15 protein-coding genes are annotated in these 16888 nt (G+C 69.7%); 4 read left to right on the plus strand and 11 right to left on the minus strand.

The genetic code is table 11. The features are described 5' to 3' along the window. The first annotated feature begins 140 nt into the window (after nt 1–140). A complete protein-coding gene (locus CKW28_RS01430; protein WP_003924409.1) occupies nt 141–1055 on the plus strand; it encodes a mycobacterial-type methylenetetrahydrofolate reductase in 915 nt (304 codons plus the stop codon). A gap of 245 nt (nt 1056–1300) precedes the next feature. Here the strand turns inward: CKW28_RS01430 and CKW28_RS01435 are convergent, their stop codons facing one another. The 6 genes from CKW28_RS01435 to CKW28_RS01460 all read right to left on the minus strand — a co-directional run bounded on the left by CKW28_RS01435 (nt 1301) and on the right by CKW28_RS01460 (nt 7630). Continuing rightward, nucleotides 1301–2368 carry a zinc-binding dehydrogenase gene (locus CKW28_RS01435; protein WP_003924408.1) on the minus strand — a complete coding sequence of 356 codons (1068 nt, stop codon included), beginning with the start codon at nt 2366–2368 and terminating at the stop codon, nt 1301–1303. Continuing rightward, the gene (phnE, locus tag CKW28_RS01440; RefSeq protein WP_003924407.1) at nt 2344–3921 is read right to left on the minus strand and encodes a phosphonate ABC transporter, permease protein PhnE; all 1578 of its coding nucleotides are present in this window, start codon (nt 3919–3921) and stop codon (nt 2344–2346) included. The genes CKW28_RS01435 and phnE overlap by 25 nt, the downstream gene beginning before the upstream one ends. Then, nucleotides 3918–4727 (minus strand): phosphonate ABC transporter ATP-binding protein, encoded by an 810-nt coding sequence (phnC, locus tag CKW28_RS01445; RefSeq protein ID WP_003924406.1) that lies wholly within the window; start codon nt 4725–4727, stop codon nt 3918–3920. The genes phnE and phnC overlap by 4 nt, the downstream gene beginning before the upstream one ends. Beyond that, complete coding sequence (locus CKW28_RS01450) at nt 4724–5707, minus strand: phosphate/phosphite/phosphonate ABC transporter substrate-binding protein (protein WP_003924405.1); 984 nt, start codon at nt 5705–5707, stop codon at nt 4724–4726. The genes phnC and CKW28_RS01450 overlap by 4 nt, the downstream gene beginning before the upstream one ends. Nucleotides 5708–5745: 38 nt before the next feature. Continuing rightward, entirely contained in the window at nt 5746–6411 is a 666-nt protein-coding gene (locus tag CKW28_RS01455; RefSeq protein WP_040546225.1) for a phosphonatase-like hydrolase, read from the minus strand. A 103-nt stretch (nt 6412–6514) separates the two neighbouring features. Then, nucleotides 6515–7630, minus strand: coding sequence for a TIGR03364 family FAD-dependent oxidoreductase (locus CKW28_RS01460; RefSeq protein ID WP_110844382.1), 1116 nt, complete (start codon nt 7628–7630; stop codon nt 6515–6517). 135 nt (nt 7631–7765) lie between these two features. Between CKW28_RS01460 and CKW28_RS01465 the strand changes: the two genes are divergently transcribed. Continuing rightward, nucleotides 7766–8200, plus strand: a complete 435-nt coding sequence (locus tag CKW28_RS01465; protein ID WP_308210473.1) for an HD family phosphohydrolase — start codon at nt 7766–7768, stop codon at nt 8198–8200. An 11-nt stretch (nt 8201–8211) separates the two neighbouring features. Here CKW28_RS01465 and CKW28_RS01470 read toward each other — a convergent pair whose 3' ends face one another. Beyond that, a complete protein-coding gene (locus tag CKW28_RS01470) occupies nt 8212–9444 on the minus strand; it encodes a DNA polymerase domain-containing protein (RefSeq protein WP_003924401.1) in 1233 nt (410 codons plus the stop codon). Nucleotides 9445–9508: 64 nt separating this feature from the next. On the opposite strand from CKW28_RS01470, the gene fadD2 reads away from it, so the two are divergent. Beyond that, nucleotides 9509–11203, plus strand: a complete 1695-nt coding sequence (fadD2, locus tag CKW28_RS01475; RefSeq protein WP_003924400.1) for a long-chain-fatty-acid--CoA ligase FadD2 — start codon at nt 9509–9511, stop codon at nt 11201–11203. 25 nt (nt 11204–11228) lie between these two features. On the opposite strand, the gene CKW28_RS01480 is transcribed toward fadD2, so the two are convergent. The 4 genes from CKW28_RS01480 to CKW28_RS01495 form a co-directional block, all read right to left on the minus strand. Then, entirely contained in the window at nt 11229–11540 is a 312-nt protein-coding gene (locus CKW28_RS01480; protein WP_003924399.1) for a hypothetical protein, read from the minus strand. A 71-nt stretch (nt 11541–11611) separates the two neighbouring features. After that, nucleotides 11612–13816, minus strand: coding sequence for an acyl-CoA dehydrogenase family protein (locus CKW28_RS01485; RefSeq protein WP_003924398.1), 2205 nt, complete (start codon nt 13814–13816; stop codon nt 11612–11614). A 102-nt stretch (nt 13817–13918) separates the two neighbouring features. Continuing rightward, nucleotides 13919–14920: a 2-hydroxyacid dehydrogenase gene (locus tag CKW28_RS01490; protein WP_276006888.1), complete on the minus strand. Its 1002-nt coding sequence runs from the start codon at nt 14918–14920 to the stop codon at nt 13919–13921. Between the two features lie 29 nt (nt 14921–14949). After that, the gene (locus tag CKW28_RS01495) at nt 14950–16092 is read right to left on the minus strand and encodes an alpha/beta hydrolase (protein ID WP_003924396.1); all 1143 of its coding nucleotides are present in this window, start codon (nt 16090–16092) and stop codon (nt 14950–14952) included. A 217-nt stretch (nt 16093–16309) separates the two neighbouring features. On the opposite strand from CKW28_RS01495, the gene CKW28_RS01500 reads away from it, so the two are divergent. Then, nucleotides 16310–16885 carry a VOC family protein gene (locus tag CKW28_RS01500; RefSeq protein ID WP_003924395.1) on the plus strand — a complete coding sequence of 192 codons (576 nt, stop codon included), beginning with the start codon at nt 16310–16312 and terminating at the stop codon, nt 16883–16885. The last annotated feature ends 3 nt before the right edge of the window (nt 16886–16888 follow it).

Here is a 16888-nt window from a genome sequence, read left to right on the forward strand (position 1 = left end):
CGACCCTAAGACGGGCGCGAGGTCTGCGCGGCGCGGGCGCCACGGAGGAGCGAACGCTGCGAAACGGCCTCGGTATGGTGCTTTCGACGGACGCTCACCGCCCGTCCCCCGGACCTTCGACACCAGATGTGGAGCCGTCAGTGACCCTCAACACCGTTGCGTTGGAGCTCGTGCCGCCGAATGTGGAGCGTGGTGCTGAGCAGGCCCTCGAAGAGGCGCACAAGGTGCTGCGGCTGTCGGCGCAGTCCGGTCTGGACGGCCGGATCAAGCACGTGATGATCCCCGGCATGATCGAGGAGGACGACGACCGTCCGGTGCCGATGAAGCCGAAGCTCGATGTGCTCGACTTCTGGAAGATCATCAGCCCCGAACTGCCGACGATGCGGGGGTTGTGCACCCAGGTCACCGCGTTCATGGACGCCCCCGCGCTGCGCCGGCGGCTGACCGAGCTGGACGCCGCCGGATTCGACGGTGTGGTGTTCGTCGGGGTGCCCCGCACCATGAAGGACGGTGAGGGCTCGGGGGTGCCGCCCACCGACGCCCTGTCGATGTTCAGCGATGTGGTGGCCAACCGCGGCGCCATCCTCATCCCCACCCGGGACGGGGAGGCGGGCCGGTTCCGGTTCAAATGCGAGCGCGGGGCGATGTTCGCGATGACGCAGCTGCTGTACTCCGACGCCATCGTCGGGTTCCTGCGGGAGTTCGCCCGCACCACCGACCACCGCCCGGAGATCCTGCTGTCGTTCGGGTTCGTGCCGGCGGTGGAGAGCCGGATGGGCCTGATCAACTGGCTGATCCAGGACCCGGGCAACCCGGTGGTCGCCGAGGAGCAGGCGTTCGTCAAGAAGCTGGCCGCGGCCGAACCGGACCGCCGCCGGCAGCTGATGATGGATCTGTACAAGCGGGTGATCGACGGTGTGGTCGATCTCGGCTTCCCACTGAGCATCCATCTCGAGGCGACCTACGGAATGTCCGCAGGCGCCTTCGAGACGTTCGCGGAGATGCTGGCCTACTGGTCTCCCGAGACCGCGGTCAGCGAGAACAAGAAGGGCTGATCAACCGCTGGGCCCCAGCCCTCGAACCCGGGGACGGGGGCTCAGCCGACCGCGCCGACGGCACGGTGACGGCGTGCCGTGTGGTGCCGGCGCGGCATGAGGAATGTCAGCCAGCGAATGTCGAGCAACATTGTTTTTCAGCTCCTGTCGGCTGGGCGCGGCGCTCCGGTGGCCGCGCTCATCACTGGTGTCTCTCAAGTTAGCGGCCGAATTTAAGGCCGACGGGAGTGGCGGATAAAGCAGCCCTAAGAATCGGGCGGCCGGGAGCCGGGCGAATTCCGGGCCGCAGTCCGGGGCGGGAGTCCGGGCGACACGGCCTTCCGGAGCCGGCCGGTGGGTGCGGGCATCAGGGCGGCGGCGATGTCGTCGAGGCCGACCGGATCGTCGACGAGCGCGGGCCAGTCGAACCGGTCACGGCTGTGCCGCAGGAATGCCACGGCATCGCGCAGATGCTGCGGTTCGTAGTTGTGCACACCGGTCAGGGTGAGCCAGCGCCGCACGATCAGCTCCGGGTCCACCGGCAGGGCCGGTGCCGGCGACACCGATCCGGCCAGTACCAGCACCCCGCCGACGTCGAGCCGGTCCAGCGCCTCCCCGAGCGCCTCGGTGGAACCGGAGAAGTCGATCGCGACGTCCACCGGACCGGACAGCCCGGAGCTGCCGAACCGGCGGGCCAGCCGCACGCGGTGCGGGTCGAGGTCGACGGTGTGCACCGTGGCCCCCGACATGACACAGGCCGCGGTCGCGGTGACACCCAGCATCCCGGCGCCGTAGATCAGCACCCGCCGTCCGGTCAGCGGCCCGGCGGCATCGAGGGCGGCCAGCGCGGTGGCGGTGGCGCAGGCGGCCGGCGCGGCGACCCGGTCGGGCACCTCGGCGGGCACCGGGACGATCGTGGTGCCGGCGGGCAGCACGAGGTGTTCGGCGTACGCCCCGGACAGCGGCCAGTCGCCGTCGAAGTGTTCGTGGCCGACCTTGCGCACCGAGACGCACTTGGCCCGGCGGCCGGCGCGGCACCGTACGCACTGCCCGCAGGACACCGTCACCGACCACACCACCCGTTCGCCGGCCGCGAGGCCGGTCCGCGCCCCGGGGACCACGACCTCGCCGACCGCCTCGTGGCCCAGCACGGACGGGCACGGGCCGGAGCGCCGTCCGGTGACGGTGTGCAGATCGCTGCCGCAGACGGTGGCCAGCCGCACCCGCACCAGGGTGTCGTCGGGCCGCAGCGCGGGCACGGCGACCTGTTCGACGGTGAGGCCGTCGCCGGTCCAGATCGCGGCCCGGGTCAGACGAGGCGTGCGCGGATCCACCCCGAAACTCCTTCGATGGCGTAGACGATGGCGAACACGACGATCACGATGGCCCCGGCCACGTCGAAGTTCAGTGTGCGGATCGACTCGAACAGCAGGTAGCCGATGCCGCCGGCGCCGACGATGCCCAGGATCGTCGAGGTCCGGATGTTGACGTCGAGCAGGTACAGCGTCGACCCCGTCATCGCCGGGACCGCTTGCGGAATGACCGCGGCGAACAGAGTCTTCCACCATCCGCCGCCGACTGCGCGGACCGCCTCCACCGGCCCCGGATCGATCTCCTCGACGGCGTCGGCGACCAGCTTCGCCAACAAGCCGATCGAACCGATCGCCAGCGCACAGGTGCCCGCGACCGGTCCCAGGCCCAGAGCCGCGACGAAGATCACCGCCAGGATCAGTTCCGGGACGGCCCGCACCGCCAGGATCCAGCCGCGCGCGGCCCAGTACACCGCCGGATGCGGAGTCACGTTGTGGGCGGCCAGAATTCCGACCGGAATCGACAGCGCTGCACCGATCGAGGTGGCCACCACCCCGATGGCGACGGTCTGCACTGCGGCGGCGACGAGGTCGGCGCCCAGCGCCCCGAAATCCGGCGGCACCATCCGGGTGAACACCTCGACGGCAGGACCGATCCAGGTGACCAGCGACAGCGGGGGGATCCGCAGGGTGATCATCGCCCAGGCGATCGCCGCGAGCAGCATCGCCGAGAACACGAACCGGGCGATCCGGTCCCGGTGCGGTCCGGAATCCGATGGGGTGAGCAGCATCCGGCGTATCGCGATGGTGAGCAGTTCCATCGCGGCGATGATCGCGAAGATGATGCAGACGATGCCGAGCGCGCGCGGGTAGATCAGGCCGCGCAGGGCGTCCTGCAGTGCGAAGCCGATCCCGCCGGCCCCCACGAAGCCGAGCACCACCGACATCCGCAGGTTGATGTCGATGCGGTAGACGAAGGTGGCGATCCACGACGGCAGCACCTGCGGCACCACCGCGTTGATCATCTCGCGCAGATATCCGGCTCCGGCGGCGCGCACCGCCTCGCGGGGTCCCGGATCGCTGTGCTCGATCGCGTCGGCGAACAGCTTGCCCAGCATGCCGATGGAATGCAGCCCGAGCGCGAGGATGCCGGGCAGCACCCCGATGCCGAGCGCCCGCACGAACAGTACCGCGAACAGCAGATCGGGCATGGCGCGGCAGAACGTGATGACGGCGCGGGCGGCCGCGTGCAGCACCGGGTGTGGTGTGGTGTTGCGGGCCGCGAGGAACGCCAGCGGCACCGATGCGACCGCTGCGAGCACGGTGCCCAGCACCGCCATCAGCAGCGTCTCGACCGCGAGCACACCGATGCGGCCCGGATCGTCCACCCGGGGCGGCAGCATGCGTTCGACCAGCGCCACCACGTTCTCGAATCCGGAGATGAGGGTGGCCGGCGCGAAATCGAGGTACCACGCCGACACCACCGTCAGCACCACCGCGACAGCGGTCACCGCCGCCAGCGGGTCGCGCGGCCGGGTGGTCAGCCGGGTGGCCGGCCGGTTCAGGAGGGTGCTCACCGACCCGCCGGGGAGCCGATCACCGCCGGGTCGACGCGGCGGTAGATGTCCAGCACGTCGTCGTGGGAGGCGCCGACCGCCGGCCGGTCGAGCACCTTGCGGCCGGCGCGCAGCCCGACGAGCCGGTGTGCCCAGCCCAGCGCCAGATCGATCTGATGCAGTGTGCACACCACGGTGAGCTTCTGTTCCATGCACACCTGGAACAGCAGATCCATCACCACACCGGCGTTCTCGGGGTCCAGGGAGGCCACCGGCTCGTCGGCGAGGAGCAGGCTGGGACGCTGCATCAGCGTGCGGGCGATCGCCACCCGCTGTTGCTGTCCGCCGGAGAGGGTGTCGGCCCGCTGCTCGGCCAGACCCGCCAGCCCGACCCGGTCCAGATGTTCCAGCGCCTCGGTGCGCATCCGCCTCGGGTAGGTCAGCGCACCGTACCGGGGCAGCGTGAGCCGGCCCAGCCCGCCGATCAGGACGTTCTCCAGGCAGCTGAGCCGGCCGACCAGGTTGAACTGCTGGAAGACGAAACCGACCCGTCGGCGCAGTCTGCGCAGCTCCCGCCGCGATGCGGTGTTCACCCGCACGCCACCGACCTCGACGGTTCCCGAGGTCACCCGGTGTAACCCGTTGAGGCAGCGCAGCAATGTCGATTTCCCCGAGCCGGACAGCCCGAGCAGCACCACGAACTCGCTGCGGTGCACATCCAGCGACACCCCGTCGAGGGCGACGGTGCCGCCGAACCGTTTGGTGGCGTCACGCACGGCGATGACCAGGTCGTCGCCGGCGACCGGTTCGACGGGCGGGGCGGTCAACTCTTGCACTTCTCGGATCCGGTGACCTCACACACCTTGCGCACCCCGTCGTAGGCGGAGTCGTCGGTGGCGACCACACCCCAGACCCGCTCGTCGGTGATCCGGCACTCCTCGCCGGCGCAGTAACCGGCCCGCTCGAGCGCCGGCATGTTCACCTTCCCGGTGAACACCTCGGTCAGCTTGTCGATCGCCTCGGTGCCGAGCGACCTGTTGGCGACGAACACCGAACCGGCGATGGTCTCGGACTTCCACACGGTCTTGAGCTCACCCGGTTCCAGGTCGCCCTTCTCGATCATGGTGCGCTCGACCATGGAGTCGAACGCGAACCCGGCCTCACAGTCGCCGTTGGCGATCGCCAGCGCCGAGGCGTCGTGGCCGCCGGCGAAGACGGGCGTCATCGCGGCGGAGATGTCGGCCTCCGAACCGGATTCGATCACCCCGGCCTCGATCAGCCCGGCCGACGGGTAGAGGAACCCCGACGTCGAACCGGGGTCGACGAAGCACACCGTCCTGCCGGCGAAGTCGGCCAGCGAGTTGATCTCGTCGTTGTCCGCGCGGGTCAGACCGTAGGACTGATACCCCGGATCCTCGCCCTCCTCGCCGACCACCGCACCGAGCGGGGCGACGTCGGCGCCGTTCAGTCCGGCGACCACGTACGCGAACGGGCCGAAGAACGCCAGATCGACGTTGTCGGCGATGATCCCCTCGATCACCCCGGCGTAATCGGAGGCCTGGATGAACTCGACCTCGGCGCCGGTCTCGTCCTCGAGCAGCTTGATCAACGGTTCGTAGCTGGCCTTGAGGTCGGTGGAGTTCTCCGCCGGAACCGACGCCAGGGTCAGGGTGTCGGGGAAGATCTGCCCGCTACCCGAGGCCCCGCTACTCGAGGTCCCGTCGGCGGTCCCGTTCGAGCCGGAACCGCCGCATCCGGCCAGCACCAGTGCGACGGCGGCGGCCGTTGTCGCCAATCGGATATGCATGTGTGTCAGTCCTCTTCAGGTGTCGTTACCGGTCGGGGTCAGCGCAGGACGAGACGGGGCAGATCGGCGACCGACTCGAGCACATGGGTGGCCCCCGCCGCCCGCAGGGTCTGCTCGTCGTGGGCTCCGGTGAGCACACCGGTTGCGATCGAGGCGCCGGCGCGCAATCCGGTCTCGATGTCGCTGGCGGTGTCGCCCGCCACCGCCACGTGCCGGACGTCGTCGATCCCGACGCGCAGCACGGCGGTGAGCACCAGATCGGGATACGGCCGGCCCCGGACACCGGTGTCGGGGGCCAGGGTCAGGTCGGCGATGTCGGTCCAGCCCAGCGCGTCGAGGATGCGCGCCTGGGTGGCCGGGCTGAAGCCGGTGGTCAGGGCCACCTTCACACCGGCCGAGCGCAGTTCGCCGATCGCCTCGGCGGCACCGGGTACCGGTGCGACACCTTCGGCGATGAACCGGTCGTAGGCGCTTTCGAATGCCGCGTTGGCCCGTTGGGCGCGGTCCTCGTCGGCGAGCAGGGCGCGGAACACCTCGATCTTCGACCGGCCCATGGTGTCGACGACGTAGCGGCGCGCGGCCTCGCGCTCCGCACCGGATTCCGCCATGCCGACGGCGGTGGCCGCGGCGTCGAACGCGCGCAACACCAGCCCGTCGTCGGTCACCGTGGTGCCGGCCATATCGAGTACTGCCAGAGCGATCATCGGTTCAGCCACCCGTACACCGTGCGCTGCGACCGCGGCCCCGCGGTGACCGGCAGGTGACCGAAATCTGAACAGGGGTCGGCGGTTCGGTCATGTCGTGGCATCACAGCCCGATCTGGTCGGCGGTCTGCTCGGCCAGCGCCGGCCCCATCGTCATGCCACGGCCACCGGGTCCGGTCACCACCCAGACGCCGTCCGCCGGAGAGGTGCGGCACACCAGCTGATCCGCGTCGACGCATTGGCTGTACACCCCCGCCCACCGCCGGATGATCGGGGGCAGTGGCCGGCCGAGGAACGTGTGCATCACCTCGGCGAGGTAGGTGTAGGGCTCCTCGTGCACGTCGAAGGCGAACGGCTCGGTGTACTCGTGGGTGTCGCCGATGGTCAACCCGCCGTCGAGACGTTGCACGCACAACAGCTGCATGTGGTGCCGCTCGGCGACGGGATCCTGGGGAATATCGCGCCGCAACGTATCCAGCGCAGCACCGGCATAACCCGGGTAGTAGCGCAGACTGTCGCCGTCGGCGATCGCGGTGGGCAACGCCTCCCCCAACGGTGCGGTCTGCATCATCTGCAGCCGCACCCGCCGGACCGGCAGGTCGCCGGCGAGTTCGCGGACCAGACCCCCGTGCGCGGCGCCGGCGCACACGATCACCACATCCCCGTCGTGGCGTCCGCCCCGGTCGTCACGCACGGACGGGCCGCTGACCGAGCGCGCCTCGGTGCCGGGCCGGAACGTGTAGCGGCCGGTGCCGGCGAGGTGGGCGCGGATCGCGGGCATCGCCCGGCGGGACTCCACCGCCGCGTCGCGGGAGCAGTGCAGCGCGGCCAGGAAATCGCCGCGCAGCGCCGGATTCAGCCGGCGCGCCTGCTCGGCATCCACCACGGTGAAACCCCGCCGGCCGGCGTCGGCACGGGCCGCGGCCTGTTCGGCCACCGCGACCTCGTCGAGGGTCTTCAACAGTGTCAGCGAACCCGCGGGCCGGAAACCGATCCCGGGGATCGCCGCACCCAGTCGCTCCCACAGTTCACGGGCCCGCAGTGCGGTGTCCAACTCCGCCGGTGCGCGGCCGGACACCCACACCAGGCCGAAGTTGCGGACCGTGGCGCCACGCGCCTCGCCCTCGCGTTCCAACTGGACAACCTGATGGCCACGGCGGACCGCCTCCACGGCGTGAGCGGTCCCGAGGATCCCGCCGCCGATGATGATCACTCGCACCGGGGCGACGCTGCCAACGATGGGTCACCGGTTGCCGACCGGGCGGCATCCCGTTCGTCAACCGTCGGTGAACACTAGGTGTCCGCCACCCGGTCGGCGGGCGTGACCGCCCGCCCGGCGCTACCGTGTCGTCCCGTGTTGGTGGTGGAAGAGACGGCAGCACTGCTGGATTCGTTGCGCGGTGTCTGGGACGAGGTCGAGGTGGACGAGCTGACCCACGCGTTACAGGCGGCGGCGCGGGCGGTTGACGACGGCGCCGACGACGAGCTGGTGCTCGCCGCGGCGTTGCACGATCTCGGGCACAGCCCCTTGTGTTCCGGGCGTCCGGACGGTCCGGGGCACGATCGGCTGGCGCAGCGCTGGCTGACGCCGCGGTACGGGCCGCGGGTGGGCTGGCTGGCCGGCGCCCACGTGGCGGCCAAACGGTATCTGGTGGCCACCGATCCGCACTACCTGGCCGGGCTGTCGGAGGTGTCCCGGGCGTCGTTGCGCGCCCAGGGCGGCGCCGGGGTCGACCGGGCGTGGGTGACTCACCCGTGGTGGCCGGACGCGCTGCGGTGGGCGCTCTGACTCTCGCGGGCTCAGCTGCGGCGCTGCTGGTGCCCGGAGTAGTTCTGCCACGGGTCGTAGTCGGCCAGCAGCGGTTCCTGCGGTGGCCGCTCGGCTTCCGGGACGTGCTCCAGGTTGATCCGGATGCGGTACCAGATCGAGCTCGGACCGCGCATCCCGTCGACGAGGATGTCGGCGGGCTGGAGCTTTTCGGCCACCGCCGGATACCGGTCCCGCCAGGTGTCGAGCGCCGCCATCGCCTCGTCCCTGGTCCTGGTGCGCGCGATCTCGATCAGCGGCTTGCTGGACTGCCGCCGGCCGGTGCCCCGGCTCACGCCCCGCGGCGCCCGCTCGGGCGGGCCGAGGTCCTCGGCGAGCGTCAGCAGCGCGTCGAGGCTGCCCGCGTGATCGTCCATCGGCTCCCACGGGTCGCCGATGTCGGCGACCCGGCCCGGTACCGTCGCGATGGTGAATTCGGCTGGATCGCAACGGCTCACCTCATCCCAGCGCAACGGGGTGGACACCCGCGCGTCGGGAGTGGCGCGCACCGAGTAGGCCGACGCGACCGTGCGGTCGTAGGCGTTCTGGTTGAAGTCGACGAACACGCCGTGGCGTTCCTCTTTCCACCAGCGGGCGGTCGCCGACTCCGGGGCACGGCGCTCGACCTCGCGGGCGACGGCCTGGGCGGCCAACCGCACCTGCTTGAACGGCCACCGGCGTTCGATGCGGGCATAGATGTGGAAGCCACGCGAACCGGAGGTCTTCGGCCAGGCGGTCAGGCCGTGATCCTCGAGCACCTCCCGGGCCACCCACGCCACGTCGATGATCTGCCGCCACCCCACTCCGGGCATCGGGTCCAGATCCACCCGGAGTTCATCGGGGTGGGCGAGGTCGTCGGCGCGCACCGGATGGGGGTTGAGGTCCACGCATCCGAGGTTGACCGCCCACACCAGCCCGGCGGCGTCGTGGATGACGGCCTCGGCCGCCGAGGTCCCCGAGGCGTACCTCAGCTCGGCGGTGTCGACGAAGTCCGGCCGCTTCGCCGGCGCGCGTTTCTGGAAAACGGCCTCCTCGGTGATGCCCTTGACGAACCGTTTGAGGATCATCGGCCGATTCCGCACTCCACGCAGCGCCGGTTCGGCGACCGACAGGTAGTAGTCGACGAGATCGGATTTGGTGAGCCCGAGCTGGGGAAACACCACCTTGTTCGGGTTGCTGACGACAACCCGGCGGCCGTCCACCTCCACTGTCCGGGATTCGGCCATACCGCCATGGTAGGAAGTCGGTCGTCTGGGATTCCGGTTCGACGCGGTCACATATCCTGGCGCTATGGCAAAGCTGACCGATCTTCCCCGGCTCGCGGCGGACAAGCTGCCGCTCTCCAGACTTCAGCTTTACGCCGAACGTGGAGCGGCGGAGCTGCACTATCTCCGCAAGATGCTGGAAGCCGGTGCGCTGAAGATCGAGTCGCCGACCAGGATCGCCGCGCTGCTGGCCGACATCCGGCGGTGGGGCGAGATCGGGATGATCCCGGCCCTCAACGCGCGCCGGTGGCCCGACCGGGTCGCGGTCATCGACGACGAGGGCGAGATGACGTTCGCAGAACTCAACGACGCCGCGCACGCGGTGGCCAACGCGCTGCTGGCGAAGGGCGTCAGGGGCGGGGACGGGGTGGCCATCCTGGCCCGCAACCACCGCTGGTTCCTGGTCTCGATGTACGGCGCCGCCCGCGTCGGCGCCCGGATCATCCTGCTCAACACCGAGTTCTCCGGGCCGCAGATCTGCGAGGTGTCCGATCGGGAGGGCGCCAAGCTGATCATCTACGACGACGAGTACACCGCCGCGGTGTCGGGGGTCGAGCCGGAGCTGGGCAAGCTGCGCGCCCTGGGCCACAACCCGGACTCCGACGAGCCGTCCGGCAGCACCGACGAGACGCTGGCCGACATCATCGAACGGGTCGGGGCGAAACCCGCCCCGAAGGCCACCAGACACTCGTCGATCATCATCCTGACCAGCGGGACCACCGGCACCCCCAAGGGCGCCACCCGCAAGGCGCCGCCGTCGCTGGCGCCGATCGGCGGGGTGCTCTCCCACGTGCCGTTCAAGTCCGGTGAGGTCACCTCGCTGCCGGCGCCGATGTTCCACGCGCTGGGCTACCTGCACGCGACGATCGCGATGATGCTGGGCAACACGCTGTTGCTGCGGCGCCGGTTCAAGCCCGCGACGGTGCTGACCGACATCGAGAAGCACAACGTCAGCGCGGTCATCGTGGTGCCGGTGATGCTGTCGCGGATGCTCGACGAGTGGGAGAAGATGCGGCCCAAACCGGACCTGTCGAGCCTACGCATCGTGTTCGTCTCCGGCTCCCAGTTGGGCGCCGAACTGGCCTCCCGCGCGATGCGCGACCTGGGCCCGGTGATCTACAACCTGTACGGGTCGACCGAGATCGCCTTCGCCACCATCGCCCGGCCGCAGGATCTGTCGATCAACCCGGCCACGGTCGGGCCGGTCGTCAAGGGTGTGACGGTCAAACTGTTCGACGAGAACGGCAAGGAGGTGCCGCGCGGCGAGGTGGGCCGCATCTTCGTGCGCAACACGTTCCCGTTCGAGGGCTACACCGGCGGCGGGCACAAGCAGATCATCGACGGCCTGATGTCCTCCGGCGACGTCGGCTATTTCGACGAGCACGGTCTGCTCTACGTCAGCGGTCGCGACGACGAGATGATCGTCTCCGGTGGGGAGAACGTGTTCCCGGCCGAGATCGAGGATCTGCTCAGCGGGCATCCCGAGATCGTCGAGGCCACCGCGATCGGCGTGGAGGACAAGGAGTGGGGGCAGCGGCTGCGGGCCTTCGTGGTCAAGGCCGAGGGCTCCGACCTCGACGAGGACGAGGTGAAGCGCTACGTGCGCGAGCACCTGGCCCGCTACAAGGTGCCCCGCGACGTGATTTTCCTCGACGAGTTGCCCCGCAACCCCACCGGCAAGATCCTCAAACGCGAACTGCGCGAACTCGAGGTTTCCTAGACCTCCGGTCGGGGGCTGCCGCCTTTCAGCCGGCCGAGCCGGGGACGGCCAGGCACACCAGCATGAACGCCATCAAAAACCAGCCGGCGCCCTGCCACATCACCCAGGTGCCGCGGGCCTTCCACACCTGGTAGGTCTTGATGAAGGCGCCGATACCGCCGACGAGCAGAATCGTCGGCACGGTCGAGGCGGCGATGATGTTCCGGTCGCCGATCCACACATAGACCGCCAGCGCGAGCATCGCGATCGCGACCACCGTCAGGACGTAACGGGTGGCGGCGCGAAACGTCTCCGGGTCGTGCCAGCGTTTCTCGACATCGTTGACGTTATCGGTCACGGCTATCGGGTTCCCATACCTGACCGGACGAAACGGTGGCTCATACCGGTGACGGTAGCCGGTGCGCGGGTCTACGGATCACGCGGCAGGCCCAGCAGCCGCTCGGCGATGATGTTGAGCTGCACCTCGCTGGTGCCGCCGTAGATGGTGGTCGCCCGGCTGCCCAGCAGGTACTGCACCCACCGGCCGGGTTCGGTGTCCGGATCGCCGATCGCCGCATCGGTGCCGAACGACGCGACCGCGAACTCGGCGTAGCCCTGACCGGTCTTCATCGACAGCAGCTTGGAGATCGCCGCCGCGGGCATCGCATCGCCACCGGCCAGCGTCAACAACGTCGAGCGCATGTTGAGCACCTTGGCGGCATACCCCTCGGCGATCAGCCGGCCGGCGTGGTTCTGGTCGATCTGATCGAAGTGCCCGTCCCGCAGGAACGCCACGAAGTCGTCCAGGCTGGCCAGGAACGGCGGTTCACTGCTGCCGATCGACACCCGCTCGTTGGTGAGCGTGTTGCGGCTGACCTCCCAGCCGCGGTTCACCTCGCCGAGCACCATGTCGTCCGGGACGAACACGTCGTCGAGGAACACCGTGTTGAACATCGCGTTGCCGGTCAGCTCCCGCAGCGGCTTGACCTCGACGCCGGGGCTGGACATGTCCAGCAGGAAGTAGGTGATCCCGTTGTGTTTCGGTGCGTCCGGGTCGGTGCGGGCCAACAGTGCACCCCACTGCGAGTACTGCGCGCCGGTGGTCCAGATCTTCTGACCGGTGATCCGCCAGCCGCCGTCGACCTTGGTGGCCTTGGTGGTCAGGCTGGCCAGGTCGGATCCGGCGCCCGGCTCGGAGAACAGCTGGCACCAGATCATCTCGCCGCGGAACGTCGGCGGCAGGAAGCGCTGCTTCTGCTCCTCGGTGCCGAAGGCCACGATCGACGGGATGATCCACGCGGCGATGCCCATCTGCGGCCGCTTCACCCGGCCCGCGCTGAACTCCTGGGCGATGATGATCTGCTCGACCGGGCTCGCGTCGCGGCCCCACGGCTTGGGCAGATGCGGTTGCACCCAGCCGCCCTCGGCGATCGCGACCGTGCGCTCCTCACGCGGAAGTGCTTTGAGGGCGGCGACTTCCGCGCGGATCTCGTCGCGCAGCCGCTCGGTGTCGGGATCCAGGTCGATGGTGAGCTCGCGCAGTCCGGAACCGGTGGCGGTGTCGACCACCTGCTGCGGGTAGTCGGCGAGCCTGCCGAACCCGGCCACCAACGCCAACGCCCGGCGGTAGTACACGTTGGTGTCGTGCTCCCAGGTGAACCCGATACCGCCGTGCACCTGGATGCAGTCCTGGGTGCAGCGCTGCACCGCAGTCGGTGCCAGGGTGGCGGCGACTGCCGCGGCGAACTCGAAAGACGAACCCTCCGCGCCCTTTTCGCGGACCTCATCGATCGCGCGGGCGGCGTCCCACACCGCGGCGGTGGCCCGCTCGGTGTCGGCGGTCATCTCGGCGCACTTGTGCTTGACGGCCTGGAACTGCCCGATCGGGCGGCCGAACTGTTCGCGGATCTTGGCGTACTCCGACGCGGTGTCGGTGGCCCACCGCGCCACCCCGATCGCCTCGGCGGACAGCAGCGTGGTGATCAGCGCGCGGGCCAGCGGCCGGCTCAGGTTGCCGAGCACCCGGTCGTCGCTCACCTCGATGGCGTTGGCCCGCACATGGGCGATCGGCCGCAGCGGGTCGACGCCGGGCACCGGTTCGATCTCGAGCTGGTCGGCGTCGAACACCACCCACTCTTCGCCGCTGCTCTCCGCGTCGAGGCCGGCGACCGGCAGCACCAGCACCGAGGCCTGGGCGGCGGCCGGCACCGCCCGCACCTCACCGCGGACCACCAGCTCGTCGCCCTGGCGGGTGGCGGTCAACCCGGAACCGATCGCGTAGCAGGCGATGGTCTCGCCGGAGGCGAGGCCGGTCAGCATCTTGGCGTCCGGATCGTGCGCGGCGATCAGCGCGCTGGCGATCGCCGAGGGCACGAACGGGCCGGGCACCGCGCCGTACCCGAACTCGGCCAGCACGATCGCCAGCTCGAGGATGCCGAAGCCCTGCCCGCCCACCGACTCGGACAGGTGCACACCGGTCAGCCCCTGCTCGGCGGCGGCCTTCCAGTACGGCGGGGGATTGGGGATGGGGGTCTCCAGCGCTTCGTGGAGCACCTCTGACGGCGCGATCCGCGCCACCAGGGACCGCACCGAATCGGCGAGATCGTTGTGCTCGGGTGTGATCGCGATGGGCATCTGCCATTACCTCCCTGGAGGGCATTCGGCCGAACTAACCGGTGGGTTGGGTCGAGATTACCCCGACCGGCCCGCGATGGCGGCGGGCGGCGCACCGTCGATTCACCCCGGCCGCCGACCGGTGATCCCGTTCACGACGTCGGCGAGTTGTTCGCCGTCGCGCAGCCGCCGGCAGTTGTCCACCGCGTGGGTCAGATAACGCCGCATGGTGTCGACGGTGTACCAGCTGACGTGCGGCGTCAGCACCACGTTGTCGAGGGTCAGCAGCGGATTGTTGGGGCGCACCGGTTCGGTGGCGAACACGTCCAGCCCGGCCGCGGCCAACCGCCGGGCGTGCAGCGCCTCGGTCAGCGCGATCTCGTCGACGATCGCTCCCCGCGCGGTGTTCACCAGCACCGCAGCGGGTTTCATCCGGGACAGCGCCGTGGCATCGAGCAGGCCCAGGGTCTTTTCGGTCAGCGGGACGTGGATCGACACGATGTCGCTCCGGGCCAGCAGGTCGTTGAGCGGACGCCAGTTGGGATGCCCGTCGTCGGCGGTGCTGGTGTGCAGCACCTCGGCGCCCATGGCGGCCACGATCTGCTCGACCCGCCGGGCGACGTTGCCGTACCCGATCAGCCCGACGGTGCTGCCGCCGATGTCCCGCACCGTCTCCCCCAGGCTGGGATCCGTCGGCCAGCCCGTGCCGGCGCGGGTGGCGCGGTCCAGTTCCACCAGCCGGCGCAGCGCGGCCAGCATCAACATCACGGTGCCCTCGGCGACCGACGCGGCGTTGGCGCCGGGCATGTTGGCCACCGCGATACCCCGTTCGGTCGCGGTGTCGACGTCGATGGTGTTGACCCCGGTGCCGAGCTTGTGCACCAGCCGGCACCGTGTCGCCCTGGTCAGGTCCTCGCCCGACAGCGGGCGCAGCACATGCCAGATCACCTCGGCGTGGGGGAGTTCGCGGTGGAAGGTCTCGTCGTCGTCCTCGTCGCAGAACCGGACGTCGAGCCAACCGCTCTCGGGCTCAAGAAATTCCAGGACTTTCGGACCGGGACGGAAATGGGCCAGGACCCGCAATGCACTCCTCGAGTTCACTCCGGACATGTCACCACGCAACATACCCGGGCAGTGCCGGCGCCGGTTCGCGCTCAGCGCCACCGCCGGGCGATCCACCGTGCGATGACGTCGGCCTGTTCGCTGCGGGCGCCGGGGGTGGTGAAGTAGTGGTCGGTGTCGATGTCGACCCGGGTCTTGTCCGTGCCGCCCAGGGCGTCGTAGATGCGCTGGGCGTCGGACGGGAACACCCCGGTGTCCTGTTCGGCGTTGATCACCAGGGCCGGGCAGGTGATCCGGGCCAGATGCGGTTCGGCGCGGGTCTGGGAGTGCCGCAGGCTCCACATGCTCAGCCAGTTGCACAGCGTGGTCGCCGCGGCGATCCCCCGGGCCGAGCGGTTGGCCCGCGCCGGCTCGCCGACGTAACACTTGTTGGGCGGCCGTCGGCTGGGCTCGAGGGTGGGGTCGACCATGCGGGGATCGGCCCAGGTGCGCATCACGGTGAACGGCCGGTCGGAGAACCCGGCGGCGCGCACCCGTTTGAGCTCGCGTTCCACCCAGTCGGTGATCGCGTGGTTGCGGGCGGTCTGGGCGGCCCGGTAGCGCGCGACGAACTCCGGCGGGTACGGCGGTCCGTTGTCGGGGTTGAACAGGTCCAGCTCCGGATCGGTGGCGACGGGGTCGTTCTCGTCGACCACGGCGGCGTCCATCCAGGCGGTCAGCACCTCGGGACGGCCCGGGTGCGCGGCGGAGGCGATGTAGCCGTCGGCGGGCGGAAGCTCGTTGAGCCCGGCGGCCGGTCGCATACCGTCCAGCGGTGTGACGTTCGGTTCCACGGCCTGGGACTGATATGCCGCCATCAGCGATCCGCCGCCCGAGTTACCCAGCAGGATCACGGTTTCGATGCCCTCGTCCTCGCGCAGCCAGCGCACCCCGACGCCGATGTCGACCAGGGCGTGGTCCAGCAGGAAACTGCTCTCGTAGCCGCGGAACCGGGTGTTCCAGCCCAGGAAACCGATGCCCCGGGTGGCCAGGTAGTCGGCGATGTAGTGTTCGGAGAAGTCGATCTGGTAGTGGGTGGCGATCACCGCGACCTTCGGTTTGCGGCCCATCCCGCGGTAGTACAGACCCTGGCAGGGATGCCCGCCCGACCCGGCGCGACGTGCGGTGGGGGAGTCCACGCCGATGAACTGGCGGGTGACTCCCGGCGCCCCGGATGCGCTGGTGTCTCTGGTCATGGCGGCCCGCCTTCCTGCGAAGCGCTGGTGCGAGGGAGAACGCCGGCCAGGGCCCGCCGTCCGCGGGCGGCGGGTGGATGTTCACGAGGCGCGATGGTCAGCGTCGGCTCCTCGGATTCCATTGAGTGGATCTGAATCTGATGTTAGATTCAGATCCAGGGTTTCACCAGGCTTTTCGCTTGGTTCATGACCTTCTGGTCGACACGGGGAGCCGGACATGATCAAGCCGCGCAATCGCAATCCCGAATTCGAGCTCGGCGGTATCAACCATGTCGCGCTGGTCTGTTCGGACATGGCGAAAACCGTTGACTTCTATGGCAATGTGCTGGGCATGCCGCTGGTGAAATCGCTGGACCTGCCGGGTGGGATGGGGCAGCACTTCTTCTTCGACTGCGGCAACGGCGATTGCATCGCGTTCTTCTGGTTCCGCGACGCACCGGATGGTGTTCCCGGGATCTCCGCACCCCGCCACATTCCCGGCACCGGCGACATCGTCAGCGCGGTGAGTTCGATGAACCACTTGGCTTTCCACGTCCCGGCCGAGAAGTTCGACGAGTACCGCCGGCGGCTCAAGGAGAAGGGGGTGCGGGTCGGCCCGGTGCTCAATCACGACGACAGCGAGACGCAGGTGTCGCCCACCGTGCATCCGGGTGTCTACGTGCGGTCCTTCTACTTCCACGACCCGGACGGCATCACCCTCGAATTCGCCTGCTGGACCAAGGAATTCACTGACACGGATGCGCAGGTGTCACCGCGCACCGCAGCCGACCGGAGGCCGTCGGTGACCGCCTAGCGG

Origin of the sequence: Mycolicibacterium thermoresistibile (genome assembly GCF_900187065.1) — a bacterium.
Classification (GTDB): domain Bacteria; phylum Actinomycetota; class Actinomycetes; order Mycobacteriales; family Mycobacteriaceae; genus Mycobacterium; species Mycobacterium thermoresistibile.

Excerpts from the sequence above, each read along its gene's own strand:
- CKW28_RS01495 (WP_003924396.1), bottom strand. The coding sequence starts at position 16,092 with ATGACCAGAGACACCAGCGCATCCGGGGCGCCGGGAGTCACCCGCCAG.
- CKW28_RS01455 (WP_040546225.1), bottom strand. The coding sequence starts at position 6,411 with ATGATCGCTCTGGCAGTACTCGATATGGCCGGCACCACGGTGACCGAC.
- fadD2 (WP_003924400.1), top strand. The coding sequence starts at position 9,509 with ATGGCAAAGCTGACCGATCTTCCCCGGCTCGCGGCGGACAAGCTGCCG.
- CKW28_RS01450 (WP_003924405.1), bottom strand. The coding sequence starts at position 5,707 with ATGCATATCCGATTGGCGACAACGGCCGCCGCCGTCGCACTGGTGCTG.
- CKW28_RS01485 (WP_003924398.1), bottom strand. The coding sequence starts at position 13,816 with ATGCCCATCGCGATCACACCCGAGCACAACGATCTCGCCGATTCGGTG.
- CKW28_RS01490 (WP_276006888.1), bottom strand. The coding sequence starts at position 14,920 with ATGTTGCGTGGTGACATGTCCGGAGTGAACTCGAGGAGTGCATTGCGG.
- CKW28_RS01470 (WP_003924401.1), bottom strand. The coding sequence starts at position 9,444 with ATGGCCGAATCCCGGACAGTGGAGGTGGACGGCCGCCGGGTTGTCGTC.
- CKW28_RS01500 (WP_003924395.1), top strand. The coding sequence starts at position 16,310 with ATGATCAAGCCGCGCAATCGCAATCCCGAATTCGAGCTCGGCGGTATC.